This is a genomic window from Kocuria sp. ChxB, from assembly GCF_044359605.1.
GTDB classification, from domain to species: domain Bacteria; phylum Actinomycetota; class Actinomycetes; order Actinomycetales; family Micrococcaceae; genus Kocuria; species Kocuria rhizophila.
Genome location: NZ_CP121123.1, coordinates 601,331 through 617,480, shown reverse-complemented (window position 1 = coordinate 617,480; position 16,150 = coordinate 601,331). Strand labels below are relative to the sequence as shown.

The 16,150-nt window shown below is 72.4% G+C and carries 16 protein-coding genes; 13 read left to right on the top strand and 3 right to left on the bottom strand.

From position 1 onward, the window contains the following. The first annotated feature begins 101 nt into the window (after nucleotides 1–101). From P8S73_RS02650 to P8S73_RS02630, 5 genes are all read left to right on the top strand, one after another. Nucleotides 102–1,112: a tetratricopeptide repeat protein gene (locus tag P8S73_RS02650; protein WP_039101941.1), complete on the top strand. Its 1,011-nt coding sequence runs from the start codon at nucleotides 102–104 to the stop codon at nucleotides 1,110–1,112. 712 nt (nucleotides 1,113–1,824) lie between these two features. Continuing rightward, entirely contained in the window at nucleotides 1,825–2,619 is a 795-nt protein-coding gene (locus P8S73_RS02645) for an ABC transporter ATP-binding protein (protein ID WP_396350484.1), read from the top strand. A 170-nt stretch (nucleotides 2,620–2,789) separates the two neighbouring features. Then, nucleotides 2,790–4,445 (top strand): hypothetical protein, encoded by a 1,656-nt coding sequence (locus P8S73_RS02640; RefSeq protein WP_259897459.1) that lies wholly within the window; start codon nucleotides 2,790–2,792, stop codon nucleotides 4,443–4,445. Between the two features lie 32 nt (nucleotides 4,446–4,477). After that, complete coding sequence (locus P8S73_RS02635) at nucleotides 4,478–4,822, top strand: DUF3039 domain-containing protein (RefSeq protein WP_223246102.1); 345 nt, start codon at nucleotides 4,478–4,480, stop codon at nucleotides 4,820–4,822. A 423-nt stretch (nucleotides 4,823–5,245) separates the two neighbouring features. Beyond that, a complete protein-coding gene (locus P8S73_RS02630; protein WP_047979171.1) occupies nucleotides 5,246–7,027 on the top strand; it encodes a DEAD/DEAH box helicase in 1,782 nt (593 codons plus the stop codon). 170 nt (nucleotides 7,028–7,197) lie between these two features. Here P8S73_RS02630 and P8S73_RS02625 read toward each other — a convergent pair whose 3' ends face one another. Then, the gene (locus P8S73_RS02625) at nucleotides 7,198–7,815 is read right to left on the bottom strand and encodes an isochorismatase family protein (RefSeq protein ID WP_102613440.1); all 618 of its coding nucleotides are present in this window, start codon (nucleotides 7,813–7,815) and stop codon (nucleotides 7,198–7,200) included. Nucleotides 7,816–7,829: 14 nt separating this feature from the next. After that, entirely contained in the window at nucleotides 7,830–9,170 is a 1,341-nt protein-coding gene (locus P8S73_RS02620; protein ID WP_102613441.1) for a nicotinate phosphoribosyltransferase, read from the bottom strand. 112 nt (nucleotides 9,171–9,282) lie between these two features. Between P8S73_RS02620 and clpS the strand changes: the two genes are divergently transcribed. The 8 genes from clpS to P8S73_RS02580 all read left to right on the top strand — a co-directional run bounded on the left by clpS (nucleotide 9,283) and on the right by P8S73_RS02580 (nucleotide 14,958). Then, entirely contained in the window at nucleotides 9,283–9,585 is a 303-nt protein-coding gene (gene clpS / locus P8S73_RS02615; RefSeq protein ID WP_047979176.1) for an ATP-dependent Clp protease adapter ClpS, read from the top strand. Then, nucleotides 9,585–10,145 (top strand): DUF2017 domain-containing protein, encoded by a 561-nt coding sequence (locus tag P8S73_RS02610; RefSeq protein ID WP_019309334.1) that lies wholly within the window; start codon nucleotides 9,585–9,587, stop codon nucleotides 10,143–10,145. The genes clpS and P8S73_RS02610 overlap by 1 nt, the downstream gene beginning before the upstream one ends. A 68-nt stretch (nucleotides 10,146–10,213) precedes the next feature. Beyond that, complete coding sequence (gene murI / locus P8S73_RS02605) at nucleotides 10,214–11,107, top strand: glutamate racemase (protein ID WP_039101935.1); 894 nt, start codon at nucleotides 10,214–10,216, stop codon at nucleotides 11,105–11,107. A gap of 26 nt (nucleotides 11,108–11,133) precedes the next feature. After that, entirely contained in the window at nucleotides 11,134–11,973 is an 840-nt protein-coding gene (locus P8S73_RS02600) for an MBL fold metallo-hydrolase (protein ID WP_019309332.1), read from the top strand. 10 nt (nucleotides 11,974–11,983) lie between these two features. Beyond that, nucleotides 11,984–12,793, top strand: coding sequence for a ribonuclease PH (gene rph, locus P8S73_RS02595; protein ID WP_396350483.1), 810 nt, complete (start codon nucleotides 11,984–11,986; stop codon nucleotides 12,791–12,793). Then, nucleotides 12,783–13,472: an RdgB/HAM1 family non-canonical purine NTP pyrophosphatase gene (rdgB, locus tag P8S73_RS02590; RefSeq protein WP_047979172.1), complete on the top strand. Its 690-nt coding sequence runs from the start codon at nucleotides 12,783–12,785 to the stop codon at nucleotides 13,470–13,472. Before rph ends, rdgB begins: the two co-directional genes overlap by 11 nt. Nucleotides 13,473–13,474: 2 nt before the next feature. Continuing rightward, nucleotides 13,475–14,335: a phosphotransferase family protein gene (locus tag P8S73_RS02585; RefSeq protein ID WP_121566089.1), complete on the top strand. Its 861-nt coding sequence runs from the start codon at nucleotides 13,475–13,477 to the stop codon at nucleotides 14,333–14,335. Between the two features lie 41 nt (nucleotides 14,336–14,376). Next, nucleotides 14,377–14,958, top strand: a complete 582-nt coding sequence (locus tag P8S73_RS02580; RefSeq protein ID WP_065118191.1) for an exonuclease domain-containing protein — start codon at nucleotides 14,377–14,379, stop codon at nucleotides 14,956–14,958. 109 nt (nucleotides 14,959–15,067) lie between these two features. Here P8S73_RS02580 and P8S73_RS02575 read toward each other — a convergent pair whose 3' ends face one another. After that, nucleotides 15,068–16,129 (bottom strand): ADP-ribosylglycohydrolase family protein, encoded by a 1,062-nt coding sequence (locus P8S73_RS02575; protein ID WP_070638401.1) that lies wholly within the window; start codon nucleotides 16,127–16,129, stop codon nucleotides 15,068–15,070. Nucleotides 16,130–16,150 lie beyond the last annotated feature (21 nt).

Sequence of the window (16,150 nt, the reverse complement as noted above, 5' to 3'; positions counted from 1 at the left end):
GCCGTGCCCATAATGGGACCAGCAGGGCACGCGTGCGCTCACGCGAGCCGGATGGACCACGACCCCCGCCCCCGCAGTGGGCGGGACACCAGGAGGTACTCATGAGCGAATTCCCCGGTTCCCCGCGTCCCCAGGGTGCGCCGAGCTCGGCGGGACCGGTCGGCGGCCCGCAGCCCGGTGGAGCCGCGTCCGCAGCCTCCGGGGCGCAGAGCGCCGTGCCGGCCTCCGTGCGCGGCGCGGTGGACCTGGGCGCCCAGGGTGCCGGGCGAGGAGAACGCGGGGCAGCGGCGTCGTCCACGGGGGCGGGCACCAGCTACCGGGTGGTGCTGACCACCGGCAACTTCCAGCAGTACGCGGAGGCCTCCACCTCCTATCCCGTGGTGGTGGTGCTGCACGCCCCGCAGAGCCCGGAGTCGGAGTCGTTCGTGGACGTGGTGAGCACGGTCGTGGACGAGTTCCAGGGTCGTCTGCTCCTGGGCACGGTGGACGCGTCTGCGGAGCCGCAGATCGCGCAGGCCTTCCAGGCGCAGACGGTTCCCACGGTGGTGGCCCTGCTGGGCGGCCGGGTGGTCCCGCTCGTGAACTCCACCGTTCCCGAGCAGCAGGTGCGTGAGCTTCTCACGGAGCTCGTGAGCCTGGCCCAGCAGAACGGCGTGACCGGCACGGCCGAGCCCACCGCCACGGAGGAGCCCGCGCCCCTGCCCCCGCTGCACGCCGAGGCTGTGGAGAAGCTCGAGGCCGGAGACCTGGACGGCGCTCAGGCGTGCTACGAGAAGGCGCTCGCCGAGAACCCGGGGGACCACGAGGCCAAGCTGGCCCTCGCGCAGGTCCACCTGCTGCAGCGCGTCAGCGCCATGGACGCGGCGGCCGTGCGCGAGGCCGCGGCCTCGGACCCCTCGAACGTGCAGGCCGCCCTGGACGTCGCGGACCTCGACCTCTCAGGAGGGCACGTGGAGGACGCGTTCCGACGACTGCTCACCATCGTGCGCACCACGGCGGGTGACGACAAGGATGCCGCGCGCGCCCGGCTGGTGGAACTCTTCGACGTGGTGGGTGCGGACGATCCCCGTGTGGTGGCCGCGCGGGCCCAGCTGATGCGCGCCCTGTTCTAGGGGCCCGCCCGCCGTCTGCCCGGGCGGCCGTTCCAGGCTCGCTGGTCTGCTCGGCCCAGTCACCCGGGGCGGGCCCTGGCTGGTCATCCGGGCGGGCCAGCGATGCTCACTCGGGCGGGCCCGCGATGGCCACCCGCGGGGGTCCGCGCCGCCCGTCCGGGCGGGCCTGCGAGGTGGCCGGGCGCGCCGTCGTCGGTTCGTCCTGGGTGGGAGCGGCAGGCCGTTCTGCGGTGCGCGCCCCCCGCGGGCCGGGACACGCCCGGGGTCGGCCCGCCTCCCCTCCGTGCCGAGGGCGCCCGTCGCGTGCCTGGACGTCTTCTGGGACGTGCCTGGTGCCGCGCAACATGCCGCGCGCGCACCGGGCGTTGAGTACGTTGGGCCCATGAGCATCCCACCGAACGGACCCACGCCGCCGCGCCGCGAGCCCGCTGCGGACGCCACACTCCCGGCTGAGCCCGGAACCCCACGAGATCTTTCGGTGTCCGCGCCGTGGGCCCCGCACGACGACTCGGGGCCGGGTGTGCGAACCAGCGTGGCCCCGGGACAGGGGACGGCATCTCCCGAGGGCTCCCGGACCCGCACGCCCGAGCACGGCTCGGCCCTGGCACACGAACCGGTGTCGTCCCAGACGGCGGCACCGCATGAAGCCCCGGCGCCGACTCAGAGCCCGACCTGGCCGCAGGGCCAGGAGTCCGACGCCCCACGACCGGCGGTGCGGCAACCAGCCGCCGTCGCGCTCGTGGTGCGTCAGCTCACCAAGGTCTACGACCACGGGTCGCGGCCCGCTGCGGACAGGGTGGGCCTCACGGTGCCGTGCGGCTCGTTCTACGGTCTGGTGGGCCGCAACGGTGCGGGCAAGACCACCACGCTGTCCATGGCCACCGGCCTGCTGCGCCCCACCTCCGGGCAGGTGCTCGTGGGAGGCGGCCGCCGGGACGAGCTCGCGGACGTGTGGCGCGACCCCCTGACGGCCAAGCGCCGCATGGGCGTGCTCCCGGACGGCGCCCACCTCTTCGACCGGCTCACGGGCCGTCAGCTCGTGGCCTACTCGGGTCTGCTGCGTGGCATGGACCGGCAGCTGGTCAAGGAGCGCACCGAGGACCTCATCACCGCCATGGACCTGCAGGACGCCGCGGGGCGCCAGGTGCAGGACTACTCGGCGGGCATGACCAAGAAGATCGCGCTCGCCGCCGCCATGATCCACGCGCCCAGCCTGCTCGTGCTGGACGAGCCGTTCGAGTCCGTGGACCCGGTCTCCGCCGCCAACATCCGCTCGCTGTTGCACCAGTACACGCAGTCCGGCGGCACCGTGGTGGTCTCCAGTCACGTGATGGACCTGGTGCAGCGCATGTGCGACCACGTGGCCGTGATGGACCAGGGGCGCGTGCTGGCCCAGGGCACCATGGAGCAGGTCTGCGACGGCATGTCCCTGGAAGACCGCTTCGTGTCCTTCGTGGGCGGTCGCACCGAGGCGGGGGAGGGACTGCAGTGGCTTCGTCCGGAGTGAAACACACCCCCAGCGGCGGGCTGCCGGAGCCGGCGGCGGAGGGCCACGAGGGCGCGGCCGCCGTGCCGGGCGGCGTCGACCCCGGGACCCGTGCCTCCGCCAGGACCCATGGCACGGCGGGGCCGGGCGGGGCGATCGACCGTCCTGTCGCGCCCGACGGGCAGGAACCCGTGCCCGACGCCGCCGTCCCCGAGTCCGTGCGCCCGGCGTCGTCCGGGCAGGAGCGTGGAACCCACCGCATGGGTGTGCTGGAGGAGGCCCGGCGGCTGGCGGGACTGAAGTGGCGCATCCTCGTCAACACCCTCACCCGCTCCACGTGGGTGCTGGTGGGCACCATCCTGGGCGGGCTGTACGCCCTGTCCGTTCTGGCGATGCTGCTGAGCGCGATGTTCTTCCTGGGCTCCGAACCCCTCGAGGTGGTGACCGCGGCATCCACCCTGGTGGGCGCCACGGTGCTGCTGGGCTGGTGGCTCGTCCCTGTGCTCACCTCCAAAGCAGACGCCACGCTGGACCCCGCCCGGCTGGGCCTGTTCCCGCTGAGCACCACGGGTGTGCTGGCTGGTCAGACGGTCGGAGCCGTCATCGGGATTCCCGGCGTCCTCACGGTGATCGCGCTGGTCGGATGGCTGCTCTGCTGGCGCTCCTCCGCCCCCGCCGTGGCCGCCGCCGCGCTGTGCGCTGTGCTGGCCGCGCTGCTGGCGTTCACGGGGTCCCGTTGCGCCGCCGCGCTGGCTGCCCGGATCGCCAAGAGCCGGCGCTCCACGGAGATCCTCTCCATTCTCAGTCTGCTCCTCATCGTCCTGCTGGCCCCGATCTTCACCTCCGTGGCCACCGGGGTGGAACGCGTGTGGGACCGGCTGCCCGGGTGGGCCGCCGTGCTGTCCTGGACGCCCCTGGGTGCGGTCTGGGCCATTCCCGGTGACGTGGCGGCGGGTCGTTGGGGCGCCGCCCTGCTCCGGCTGCTCATCGTGCTGGCCACCCTCGCGGTGCTCGTGGGGCTCGCCCGGTTCGCACTGGACCGGGCACTGGCCGACGCCGCCGGGGGAGCCGCCCGTGCCACGGGCAGGTCCGTGGCGGGCATCGGCGCGCTCGACCGCTTCCCCGCCACGCCGTGGGGAGCGGTGGCCGCGCGCTGCCTGATCTACTGGCTCAGGGACCCGCGGTACTCGGCGTCACTGCTGATGATCCCGGCCATCAGTGCGGCACTGTGGTTCCTGGGTGGCGACGGGGGCTTCGCCATGTGGCTGCTGCCCATGATGATCGCCCTGCTCATGTCCTACGCCATCTCGGCGGACATCTCCTACGACAACAGCGCGTTCAGCCTGCACCTGCTGGCCTCCGTGCCCGGGCGGGCTGACCGGCTGGGCCGGGTGGTGGCCATGCTGATCGTGGCCACGCCGCTCGTGGGTCTGGGCGTGGTGATGTGGATGCTGCGGGTGCACGAGTGGCAGGCCCTGCCCGCGCTGCTCGGCACGTGTGCCGCTCTCCTGCTCGGCGGCGCCGGAGTGGTCTCCGTGGTCTCGGCGCGCTACACGTATCCCACACCGCCGCCGGGCGCCTCGCCCATGAAGACTCCACAGGGTTTCACCATCCTCAACCTGGTGGTCCAGTTCGTCGTCATGGGACTCATGCTCCTGCTGGCACTGCCGCCCCTCGTGCTGCTGTTCGTCCACCTCGGCTCAGGGGCTGCGGTGTGGAGCTGGCTGGCGCTCGCGGTGGGGCTCGTGGAGGGCCTCGTGCTGCTGTGGCTGGGCGTACGACTGGGCGGGAAGTGGCTGGACGCCCGCGGTCCCGAGCTGCTGCAGGAGGTCTCCGGGTACCGGTGACCCGGACACCCGCCCACGGCGCACGGGGTAGAGTGGACGGCATGGACACCACCGAAGCCCAGCACGTCGGGGGCCCCTTCTCGCGGTCCTCCCGGGTTCTGAACAGCACCGAGTCCGGCACGGAGACCGTGGGGGGAACCGACACGATCGAGCGGGAAGAGACCCGCCAGTTCGCGGAGCCCGGTGACCACGAGCGGTTCGCCCACTACGTCCGCAAGGAGAAGATCATGGAGTCGGCACTGTCCGGCGAACCCGTGATCGCGCTGTGCGGCAAGGTGTGGACCCCCGGACGCGATCCCCAGCGCTTCCCGGTGTGCCCGGAGTGCAAGGAGATCTACCAGGGTCTGCGCCCCGGCAAGGACAAGCCCGAGAACTGACAGCACCACCGCAGCACCCCGTCCCGCCCCGCGGGACACCGGCGGCGCCCGCACAGCGGGCGCCGTTGCCGTGCCGACCGGTGGCGGCCTGGACGACGCCGCGCGGCGGCACGGCCCCGCCCCCGGCGTGTCTGCGTCACCGGAGACTGTCGCGGTGCGTCGGCGCCCGGCCGCAGCGCGTGCTGGCACGGGGTGCCGGCACCACACGAGAGGCCGCGGTTCTCGAGCCGCGGCGTCGTGGATGGACCACGGGTCCGCGGACGCGCGAACGGATCGGGCAGGCGAGCGGACGGGCAGGGCGCACGCCGGGGCCGCGGACGGGACCGGGCGGCGTCGTCCGGGGAAACGGTGCCCGGAGAAACGGTGGAAACTCGCGCCACAGGGCGCGGAGAGGACGAGCACCACGTGTCAGACAGCGATCAGATGTCCCTTTTCGGGGCGGCAGCGGACCTGCCTCCGGCGTACCCGGACCGGGCCGCGTGGGGCACCGCACCCAAGCTCCGTGCGTGGCAGGCGGAGGCCATCCAGCGCTACGAGCAGGCTCAGCCCCGGGACTTCATGGCCGTGGCGACCCCCGGTGCCGGCAAAACCACGTTCGCGCTCACCGTGGCCAAGAAGCTGCACGACGCCGGCGTGGTCCAGCGGGTGACCGTGGTGACCCCCACCGAGCACCTCAAGCGCCAGTGGGCCGATGCCGCGGCACGCGTGGGGCTCGCGATCGACCCCAACTTCAAGAACGCGGACGGTCAGCACGGCCGCGGCTACATGGGCGCGGCCGTGACCTACGCGCAGGTGGCGAACAAGCCGCTGCTGCACCGGGCCCGGACCGAGGCCGGACGCACGCTCGTGATCATGGACGAGATCCACCACGCCGGCGACGCGCTGTCCTGGGGCGACGGGCTGCGCGAGGCTTTCGAGCCGGCCACCCGGCGGCTCGCGCTCACCGGTACGCCCTTCCGCTCGGACACCTCACCCATCCCGTTCGTGCGCTACGAGGAGGACGGGGACGGCATCCGCCGCTCCACGGCGGACTACACCTACGGCTACGGCAACGCCCTGCAGGACCACGTGGTGCGCCCCGTGATCTTCATGGCCTACTCCGGGCAGATGCGCTGGCGCACCTCCGCGGGCGAGGAGATGGCCGCCCAGCTGGGGGAGGGGTTCACCAAGGACATCACGTCCCACGCGTGGCGCACGGCCCTGGACCCGCAGGGCCAGTGGATCCCGTCCGTCCTGCGCGCCGCGGACCAGCGCCTGACCCAGGTGCGCCGCACCGTGCCGGACGCCGGAGCGCTCGTGATCGCGACCGACCACCAGGACGCCAAGGCCTACGCCGAGCAGCTGCACGCCCTTACGGGGGAGCGGCCCACCGTGGTGCTCTCCGACGACAAGGCCGCGTCCAACAAGATCGACCAGTTCTCGGAGTCGGACAAGCGCTGGATGGTGGCCGTGCGCATGGTCTCCGAGGGGGTGGACGTGCCCCGCCTCGCGGTGGGCGTCTACGCGACCTCCACGTCCACGCCGCTGTTCTTCGCCCAGGCCGTGGGCCGCTTCGTGCGCGCCCGCAAGCGCGGGGAGACCGCCTCGGTGTTCCTGCCGTCGGTGCCCGTGCTCATGGCGCTCGCCAACTCCATGGAGGAGGAGCGGGACCACGCCCTCGACAAGCCCAAGAGCGTGCCCGACGTCGTGGACTTCGACCAGCCCATGGAGAGCGGCTGGGACGACGACCTGCTGGAGGAGGCCAACCGCGAGGAGCGGGCGTCGTCCGCGCTCGCACAGGGCAACTTCCAGGCCCTGGACTCGGACGCGTCCTTCCACGGTGTGCTCTTCGACGGCGGTGCGTTCGGTGGCGGCGCCGCCGTGGGCTCGGAGGAGGAGGCCGAGTACCTCGGCATCCCCGGCCTGCTGGATCCCGAGCAGGTCTCCGAGCTGCTGCGGGAGCGCCAGTCGCGCTCGGCGCAGCGCCAGGGCGGTGGCACGGCCCCCCAGCAGCCCGCGGTCCCGGACCACCGGCGGCTCAAGGACCTGCGGGCCCAGCTGTCCAAGAACGTCTCGGCGTGGTCCGCCCGCACGGGCACCCCGCACGGTGTGATCCACAACGAGCTGCGCACCAAGTGCGGTGGTCCGCCCGTGGCCCAGGCGTCGGAGGAGCAGCTGAACGCGCGCCTCGCAATGCTGCAGCGCTGGTTCATCGGCCGCAAGTAGGTCCCGTGCACGACGCCGCTCGGTCGGGTCCTCGACGCCCCGCGCGCCATCCTGCGGGCGCTCGGCCCTCGCAGACGCGCGCGGACGCCCTCGGCACCGCCTCCCGATCCGAGCCGGTTCCCTTCCCACGCCGAGCTGCGGCCCACTGGGCCGCGCCCGGCAGGGACACGTCAGGCCAGGTCGGTGACGACCTCCACGCCCGCGGCTTCCAGCTCCGCGACGGCGCGCTGGCCGCCTTCCGCTGAGACAGGCGCCGTGAGCGGCAGCAGCAGCCGGGTCTCGTAGCCGGCATCTACTGCATCCTTGGCGGTGGCCAGCACGCAGTGGTCCAGGGCGAGCCCCACCACGTCCACGGCCTCGACGTCCCGCTCCCGGAGCCAGTCGTCCAGGCTCACACGGTCCTCGTCCGCGGCTTCCTCCGGCTCTCCCATGGGCACGTCCACGTCCGGGGCGGACAGCCCCTCGAAACCCGAGTAGGCGGCGTCGTACGCGCCCTTGCGGAAGAACTCGGTGACGTGCTCGGTGTCGAAATCGGGGTGGGTCGCCGCGCCGGGGGTGTCCGCCACGCAGTGCACGGGCCAGCTCGTGGCGAAGTCCGGGGTGTCGCTGAAGTGCTCTCCCGGGTCCACGTGCCAGTCCTGGGTGGCGGCCACGGCCACGTAGTCCGCGTGGTGGTCCTCGAGGTGCTCGGAGATCCCCGCGGCCACCGCGGCGCCCCCGGCGACGGCCAGGCTGCCGCCCTCGCAGAAGTCGTTCTGGACGTCGACGATCAGCAGTGCAGTGCGCACGGTGTCCTCCCTGCTCAGTGAGCGGTTCCTGGTTCGATGACGGTGGGGATCACGGGCTCGCCCTCGGAGAGCCTGCGTGCCGCCCGCGGCAGCTCCGCCACGGACTCGGCGTGGCGCCGTCGGGCCCGCTGCACACCCTCGGGGCCGGTGAAGCCGTCGTGCAGCTCCCCGCCGGTGACGTAGTCCACGAGGAGGGGACGGTCGTCGCCGTCGTCGTGGGGCTCGTGGGAAATGCCCACGAGCTCGTGGGTGGCCAGGCCCTCGGCGCTGCGGCGCCGCAGAGCGTACTTCTCGCCGCCCACGGAGGCCTTGCCCGAGGAAGCCTTGGCCACCGGCTCCATGGTGCCCGACGCGCCCTCCCGCGAGACGAGTTTGTAGACCATGGAGGACGTGGGGGCTCCCGAGCCCGTCACCAGGCGCGTGCCCACGCCGTACGAGTCCACGGGTACGGCGCGCAGGGCGGCGATCGCGTACTCGTCCAGGTCGCTCGTGACCGTGATGCGAGTGTTCGGGTTGCCGAGCTTGTCGAGCAGCGCACGCACCGACGCCGCCTGGGTCACCAGGTCGCCCGAGTCCAGACGCACCCCGCCGAGGTCCGGACCGGCGATGTCCACGGCGAGGCGGACGGCCCGCTCGACGTCGTACGTGTCCACGAGCAGTGTGGTGGACACTCCCAGAGCGTCCAGCTGGGCTCGGAAGGCCTGCTCCTCGGAGTCGTGCAGCAGGGTGAAGGAGTGGGCGGCGGTGCCCACGGTCCGCACGCCGTAGCGGTAGCCCGCCTCCAGGTTGGACGTGGACTCGAAACCGGCCACCACGGCGGCGCGGGCGGCGGCCACGGCAGCCTGCTCGTGGGCGCGGCGTGAACCCATCTCGATGCACGGCCGGTCCCCGGCGGCGCCCACCATGCGGGACGCGGCCGAGGCCACGGCGGAGTCGTAGTTGAGCACGGACAGGATGTAGGTCTCCAGGACGCACGCCTCCGCGAAGGAGGACTCCACGCTCAGCAGCGGGGAGTGGGGGAAGTAGGTCTCGCCCTCCGCGTAGCCGCGGATCTGGCCCGTGAAGCGGAAGTTCTCCAGGTAGGCCACGGTGGCGGCGTCCACCACGCCGGTGTCCCGCAGGAAGCGCAGCTGCTCGTCCGTGAAGCGGAACTGCTCCAGGCCCTCCAGGACGCGACCCACCCCGGCGAAGACCCCGTAGCGCCGACCGTGCGGCAGGCGGCGGGTGAAGACCTCGAACACGCTGCGGCGTGAAGCCGTGCCCGCTCGGAGGGCTGCCTGCAGCATGGTCAGCTCGTAGTGGTCCGTCAGCAGGGACGTGGCCTGCGGGTGCCAGGAATAGCTGTGCTCGTTCACCCTGCCAGCCTAGTGGGGCGCTCGCCGTGCGCACATCACCACGCCCCCGGCTACCATGGAAACGATGCTCACTTACCAGTTCCGGGGCCGTGTCCCCGCCCCCGCCGTGCTCATGAGTGCCGCGCCTGCGGAGTCCCCGCAGCTCACGCGGGAGGAGCAGGCGCTCACCGCCGTGAACGTGCCGTGGAACGTGGTGGTCTGGGACGACCCCGTGAACCTCATGAGCTACGTGGTGTACGTCTTCCGCTCGCACTTCGGGTTCACGGACGCCAAGGCCCGCACGCTCATGCTCGAGGTCCACCACCAGGGCCGGTCGATCGTCTTCACCGGCTCCCTGGAGGAGGCCGAGGCCCACGTGAGCGCACTGCACGGCTACGGCCTGTGGGCCACCTACGAGAAGGCGGGGGAGAACTGATGGCGCGCGGGTTCAAGCGCACGCGCAAGGGCATCGTGGGCCGCTTCGAGGCCCCCGAGGTGCGTCTGCTGCAGAAGCTGTTCTCGGACGTGGCAGAGACGCTCGCGCCCGAGCCGCGCGACACGGACGACCCCCTGGAGGCGCTCGTGGGTTGGGACGAGGACGTGGCCGAGCCCACGGACCCCGCGCTGCGCAGACTGCTGCCCGCGGCGTCGTCGGACCCCGAGCAGGCCGCGGAGTTCCGCAGGCTCACGGACCGCTCGCTGCGCGAACGCCGGATCGCGGCACTGCGGGCGTCCTCGCTCGCCCTGGAGTCCGATCCCGTGGTGCTGACCACGGAACAGGCGCAGGACGTTGCACGCGCACTCAACGACGTCCGCCTGGTGCTCGCGTCCCGGCTGGGGATCGACTCCCCGCAGGACGCCGAGCGGGTGGCGGAGCTCACGGACTTCGGGACGGCGCAGACCGTGGAGCAGTACATGGGCGTGGTGTACAACTTCGTCTCGTGGCTGCAGGAGACGCTCATGGAGGCGCTGCTGAAGACCCTCCCGTCCTCGTGACGCGGCATCGGAAGCACGCCTCGTCTCATGTTCGGGGTGCTCACCCGGACGCACTACAGTTTTCCGTTATGCAGGCTGAGCACCGTTCTCCCACCGGTCCGAACCCCAACTCGCCCATCGGGGTGTTCGACTCCGGAGTGGGCGGTCTCACGGTGGCCCGGTCCATCATCGACCAGCTGCCCAACGAGGAGATCCTCTACGTGGGGGACACCGCCCACGGCCCGTACGGTCCGCTGCCCATCGCCCAGGTGCGTTCGAACGCGCTGCGGATCATGGACGACCTCGTGGACTCCGGCGTGAAGCTGCTCGTGATCGCGTGCAACACGGCGTCCGCCGCGGTGCTGCGCGACGCGCGCGAACGCTACACGCGGGGCTACGACATCCCGGTCACCGAGGTCATCCAGCCCGCCGTGCGCCGCGCCGTGGCCACCACCCGCACCGGGCGCGTGGGCGTGATCGGCACCGAGGCCACCATCGGGTCCCGCGCGTACGACGACACGTTCGCGGCGGCACCCCAGCTGGACATCACCTCGGTGGCGTGCCCCGAGTTCGTGGAGTACGTGGAGCGCGGGGTCACCTCCGGTCCGGAGCTGCTGCGCACCGCCCAGGAGTATCTGCAGCCCCTCAAGGACGCCCAGGTGGACACCCTCGTGCTCGGCTGCACGCACTACCCGCTGCTCACCGCGGTGATCTCCTACGTCATGGGGGAGAGCGTCAACCTGGTGTCCTCGGCGGAGGAGACCGCGCGGGACGTGTACCGCAGCCTGCTCGACAACGGCCTCGAGCGTGATCCCGCGCTGGCACCCCACCACGAGTTCCTGGCCACGGGCGACCCCGTGAGCTTCGAGGGACTGGCCCAGCGGTTCCTGGGCCCGGAGGTGCTGCGCGTCCGCCACACCTCGTCCGTGGCCGAGCAGTACCCCACCGGCTCCCTCTCCACGATCCACCCGGCTCAGCGCTGAGTCGGCAGCAGAAAGGTCGCAACTCCATGATCCTCACCGTGGTCGGCAACTCGGGCAGCTTCCCGGGCCCGGACTCCCCGGCGTCCTGCTACCTGGTGTCGGGGGAGGACGCAGACGGACGGATCTGGCGGATCGTGCTGGACATGGGCAACGGCGCCCTGGGCACGCTGCAGCGCTACATCGACCTGCACGAGATTGACGCGATCATGCTCTCCCACCTTCACCCGGACCACTGCGTGGACGTGGGCGGTCTGCACGTGGCGGTCAAGTGGGATCCCCGTGGATGGAACGCAGGGACCATCCCCCTCTACGGGCCCTCCGCGACGCACACCTACTTGAACCAGCTGCACATGCTGCCCCCGGAGCACTCCATGGCCACGGAGTTCGACTTCCACGTGTGGCAGCCCCGGCAGCCCGTGACGGTGGGCCCGTTCACGGTGACGCCGTTCCCCGTGAACCACCCGTGCCCGGAGCCGTTCGCCCTGCGGGTCGAGCACCGGGGTCCGGAGGGTGTGGAGGTGCTCACCTACTCCGGGGACACCGATTCCTGCGAAGAGCTCGTGGTGGCGGCCCGGGACGCTGACGTGTTCCTGTGCGAGGCCGCCTACGAGGAGGGACGCGAGGACCACCTGCGGGGGATCCACCTCACGGGCCGGCGCGCGGGCCGGACGGCCGCGGAGGCGGGAGCGCGGCGTCTGCTGCTCACGCACCTGCCCGTGTGGAACGACCCGCGCACGGCAGAGGCGGAGGCGTGCGAGGCCTTCGACGGGCCGGTCTCCGTGGCGCGGCCGGCCAGGAGCTACCGCGTGTCCGGCCCGACCGACCGGTCGTTCGATGCGTTGGCACGCGCCGGGGCCGACGACTAGGCTGATCCGCATGACTGCGCCTACCGATCCGGCACGATCCACCGCGAACTCCACGGGCCAGGGCGAGCGCTCGACCACGGACGTGGTCCGCGCCGACGGGCGCACGGTGGCCGAGCTGAGGCCCATCACGATCACCCGGGGCTGGTCCGAGCAGGCGGAGGGCTCCGCGCTGATCGAGTTCGGAGGCACCCGTGTGCTGTGCACCGCCTCGCTCACGGAGGGCGTGCCCCGTTGGCTCAAGGGAGAGGGGCGCGGCTGGGTGACCGCCGAGTATGCGATGGTCCCGCGCGCCACCTCCACCCGGTCCGCACGAGAGTCCGTCAAGGGCAAGATCGGCGGGCGGACCCACGAGATCTCCCGGCTGATCGGGCGCTCGCTGCGCTCCATCATCGACCTCGAGGCCCTCGGCGAGAACACCGTGGTGCTCGACTGCGACGTCCTGCAGGCCGACGGCGGAACCCGCACCGCCTCCATCACGGGTGCCTACGTGGCGCTCGCGGAGGCCATCAACTGGGCCCACGACAACGGCGTGCTCAAGCGCCGCGTGAACCCCCTCACCGACTCGGTGGCGGCGGTGTCCGTGGGCATCATCGACGGCGTCCCCATGCTGGACCTGCCCTACGTGGAGGACGTCCGCGCGGAGACCGACATGAACGTGGTCGTCACCGGCTCCGGCGACTTCGTGGAGGTGCAGGGCACCGCCGAGGGTGTCCCGTTCCGCCGCGACGAGCTGGATGCGCTGCTGGACCTGGCGGTAGCCGGGTGCGCCCAGCTCGCCGAGATCCAGCGCGAGACCCTGGAGAGCACCCGTGGTCGGTGAGGTCCCCGGCGCCCGCGTGGTGCTGGCCACCCACAACCAGGGCAAGGTGCGCGAACTGCGCGCCATGCTCGCCGCCGCGGGTCTCAGTGACCCGGAGCTTGTGGTGGACGCCGGCACGGCCGGGCTGGGCGACGTCGTGGAGACCGGCGTGACGTTCCAGCAGAACGCGCTGCTGAAGGCGCGTGCCGCAGCCGCGGAGTCCGGCCTCGTGGCGCTCGCCGACGACTCCGGACTGGCCGTGGACGTCATGGGAGGATCCCCAGGGATCTTCTCCGCGCGCTGGGCCGGGCAGCACGGCGACGACGCCGCGAACCTCCGTCTCCTTCTCGCCCAGCTCGGGGACATCGCCCCCGAGCACCGCGGCGCTCGCTTCGTGTGCGCGGCCGCTCTCGTGGACCCCCGCGACGGCACCGAGCACGTGGTCACGGGAGAGCTGCCGGGAAGGATCCTCCCGGGTCCGGTGGGCGAGAACGGCTTCGGCTACGACCCGGTGTTCGCGCCCGAGGGGGAGGGTGGCGCGAGCTGCGCCCAACTCGGTGCAGAGCACAAGAACCGCATCAGTCACCGCGGCCGGGCCATGGCGGCGATGCTGCCCCACCTGCTGCGCGTCCTGGGCCACGAGGAGCGCGCAGCCGCACCCGTTCCGGGTGCCTCGCCCGAATCGGAGCCCGAGGCCTGACCATGACCTTCGCCTGCGGACACCTCCCCTTCGCCAACGCCGTGGAAGCGGTTCTGGCGGAGGCCGGTGTCTCCGTGGAGCGCTCCGACTGGGAGCTGCACGCGGGCGGCTCGGCGCACATCGTGGTCAACGCGGGCCACATGATGAGTGTGCGCATCGCCAAGAACCCCACCTCCGGTGAGAACGTCCGGCGTCGGACGCGGGCGCTGTCCAGGCTGCCGGAGTTCGACTTCACGGTGCCCCGACCGCTGACGCCGGTGATCCAGGACGGCCGCTACACGGCCGTCGGAATGACGTGGATCCCCGGGGCACCCCGGGCTCCGGGACCCGTGGACCCCCGTCAGCTGCGCCGAGTGCTGGAACAGATCGGCCGCGCGGACGCCCGGGCCGCCGAGCCGTGGCTGGACCGCCCCGGGCAGCACTGGGGCGGGCACCGGCGTCGCCACGTCCTGCTGGAGCAGGTGCTTCCCCGGCTGCTGCCACGCAGCAGGGACCGGGCGCTGCACGCCATCGAGGACCTCGTGGCGCTCGAGAACGTGACGCCCCAGCTCGTCCACGGGGACCTCATGGGCTCCAACATGCTGTGGCAGGGGGAGCACCTGGTGGGCGTCATCGACTGGGACCACGCGTGCCTGAGCGACCCCGCGTACGACATTGCCTCCCTGGGACTGTGGTTCGGCTGGCCCAGCGTGCGCGACGCCACGGACGAGGTCGGCTACGAACGGGCGCGCCTGCACGCCCGGATCTTCCCGCTGCAGGCCGTGGCCTACGCGTTGCACCACGAGCTCGACGCCGCCCAGGTCCGCCAGGCGGTCGAGAAGGCGGACGCCTGGTACGAGTCGCGCGCCGTGGCGGCCGTCTGAGCCACCCTCATCGTGTCGGAGTGGGGCCGTACGCTCACAGCGTGTCCGTCAGCTTCACCGCCATCGACTTCGAAACCGCCAACCGCAGCCTCGCCTCGGCCTGTGCCCTGGGAGTGGTGCGCGTCCGGGACGGTCGGGTGGTCGACACCCGGTACTCCCTCATCCGGCCTCCCGCGGGCCACGACGGTTTCGAACGGGGCAACGTGCGCATCCACGGGATTCAGCCCGCGGACGTGGCGGACGCCCCCACGTTCGACCAGCTCTGGGACTGGATGTGCGACAACATCTCCCCGGAGGACCCGGACTCCGTCCTGGTGGCCCACAACGCGGTGTTCGACACCGGTGTCATCAAGGCCGCCAACAGCGCGTGCGGGGGTGCATCCCGGGTCTGGGACTACGCCTGCACCCTGAGGCTGGCGCGGGCGGCGTACACGCTGCGCTCGTACTCCCTCCCGAACGCCTCGCGCGCGGCCGGGGCGGAGGTGCGTGATCACCACAACGCCCTGAGCGACTCCCTTGCCTGCGCCGGTATCGTGCTGGACCTCGCCCGACGCAGCGGGGCGGAGAGCATGGCGGAACTGGTGTCTCACTACGGCGTGCGGATGCAGCGCGCGGACCTGTAGCCGGTTCGGGCGCGCCCTTCCACGTCGCCTGACCACTGCGACCCGCCGGGCACCCCTGGTGCGATCCACTCGGAGGCCTCAGCCCCGGCCTGCCACGATCACCACGGGGTCAGGCGCACCAGCGGGAGATCCACTCGTCGGCCAGCGCCAGGAGATCGGCCCGGGTGGCATCACGAGCGGACGTCCCTGGTGCTTCGGGGGCGGCCGGATCCGTGCCGCTGAGCCCCCACATGGCAGCGGCCACCGTGGTGGCCACGGCACGGGCCGCGGTGTGGACCGGGGTGTCCCCGGGCAGCGCCGCAGAGGCGCGTCGAGCGGCGTCGTCCCCCGGAGTGGCTGAGGCCGGGGACTGCGAGGAGGCGGCGTCCGCCAGTGCGGCAAGTCCTAGAGCCAGGGCCGTCGACGCCGCGTGCTCGCCTCGTACGGCGAGATCCGGTGCCGCGGCCAGCAGCTCGCGCCGTGAGTCCGGTTCCGTGCACTGCGCCAGCAGCTCGAGGGTGCGGGGTGCGGGGCGGGTGACGACGGCGCACACCCGAGCGGTCTCGGCCAGCACGTCTTTCACGGTGGCACCGGTCTCTGCCGCGCGGGCGGCGGCGTGGACCGCGAGGGCCATGCCCACGGCGGCGGTCTGCGCCTCCGGGCTGCCGTGGGTGATGGCGGCCGAATCCACGGCGAGAGCCACGAGGGTCTTCCACCCGATGGTGGGGACCATGCCGTAAGGAGCCGTGCGCGCGAGAACCTCGGGGCTGTCCGCGGCGGGAAGCACAGGTCGCACGACCTCTCCGAGCGAGCCGGTGGCCAGCGCGTCGAAGGAGTCGCCGGAGTGCTCTCCCGGGGCGGCGAGGACTGGATGGTGGCGGTCCAGGTCGTCGGATGGCGGGTGCGGGGCGTGGTCGGGCAGCTGCGCGCCGTTGGTCACGGCCCACCGGAGGTAGGACAGCCAGGCGCACGCGGTGGGGTCTGCACTCTGGCCGTCGTTGGCCCAGCCCGCCACCTCGTCCAGCGCGGCCACCGTGCGTGCGGCGAGCTGCGTGGCCTGGTCGGGCCGGTCCGTGCCCGCGGCGATCCACGGCGCGAGAACCACTCCGCGGACCAGGTCCGGGTACCGGTGCGACGTCGCGTCCAGTCCTTGGTCTCGTGCCAGCAGCTCGGGTGTGTTCTCGATGGTCATGGGACCAGTCTAGGAAGACTC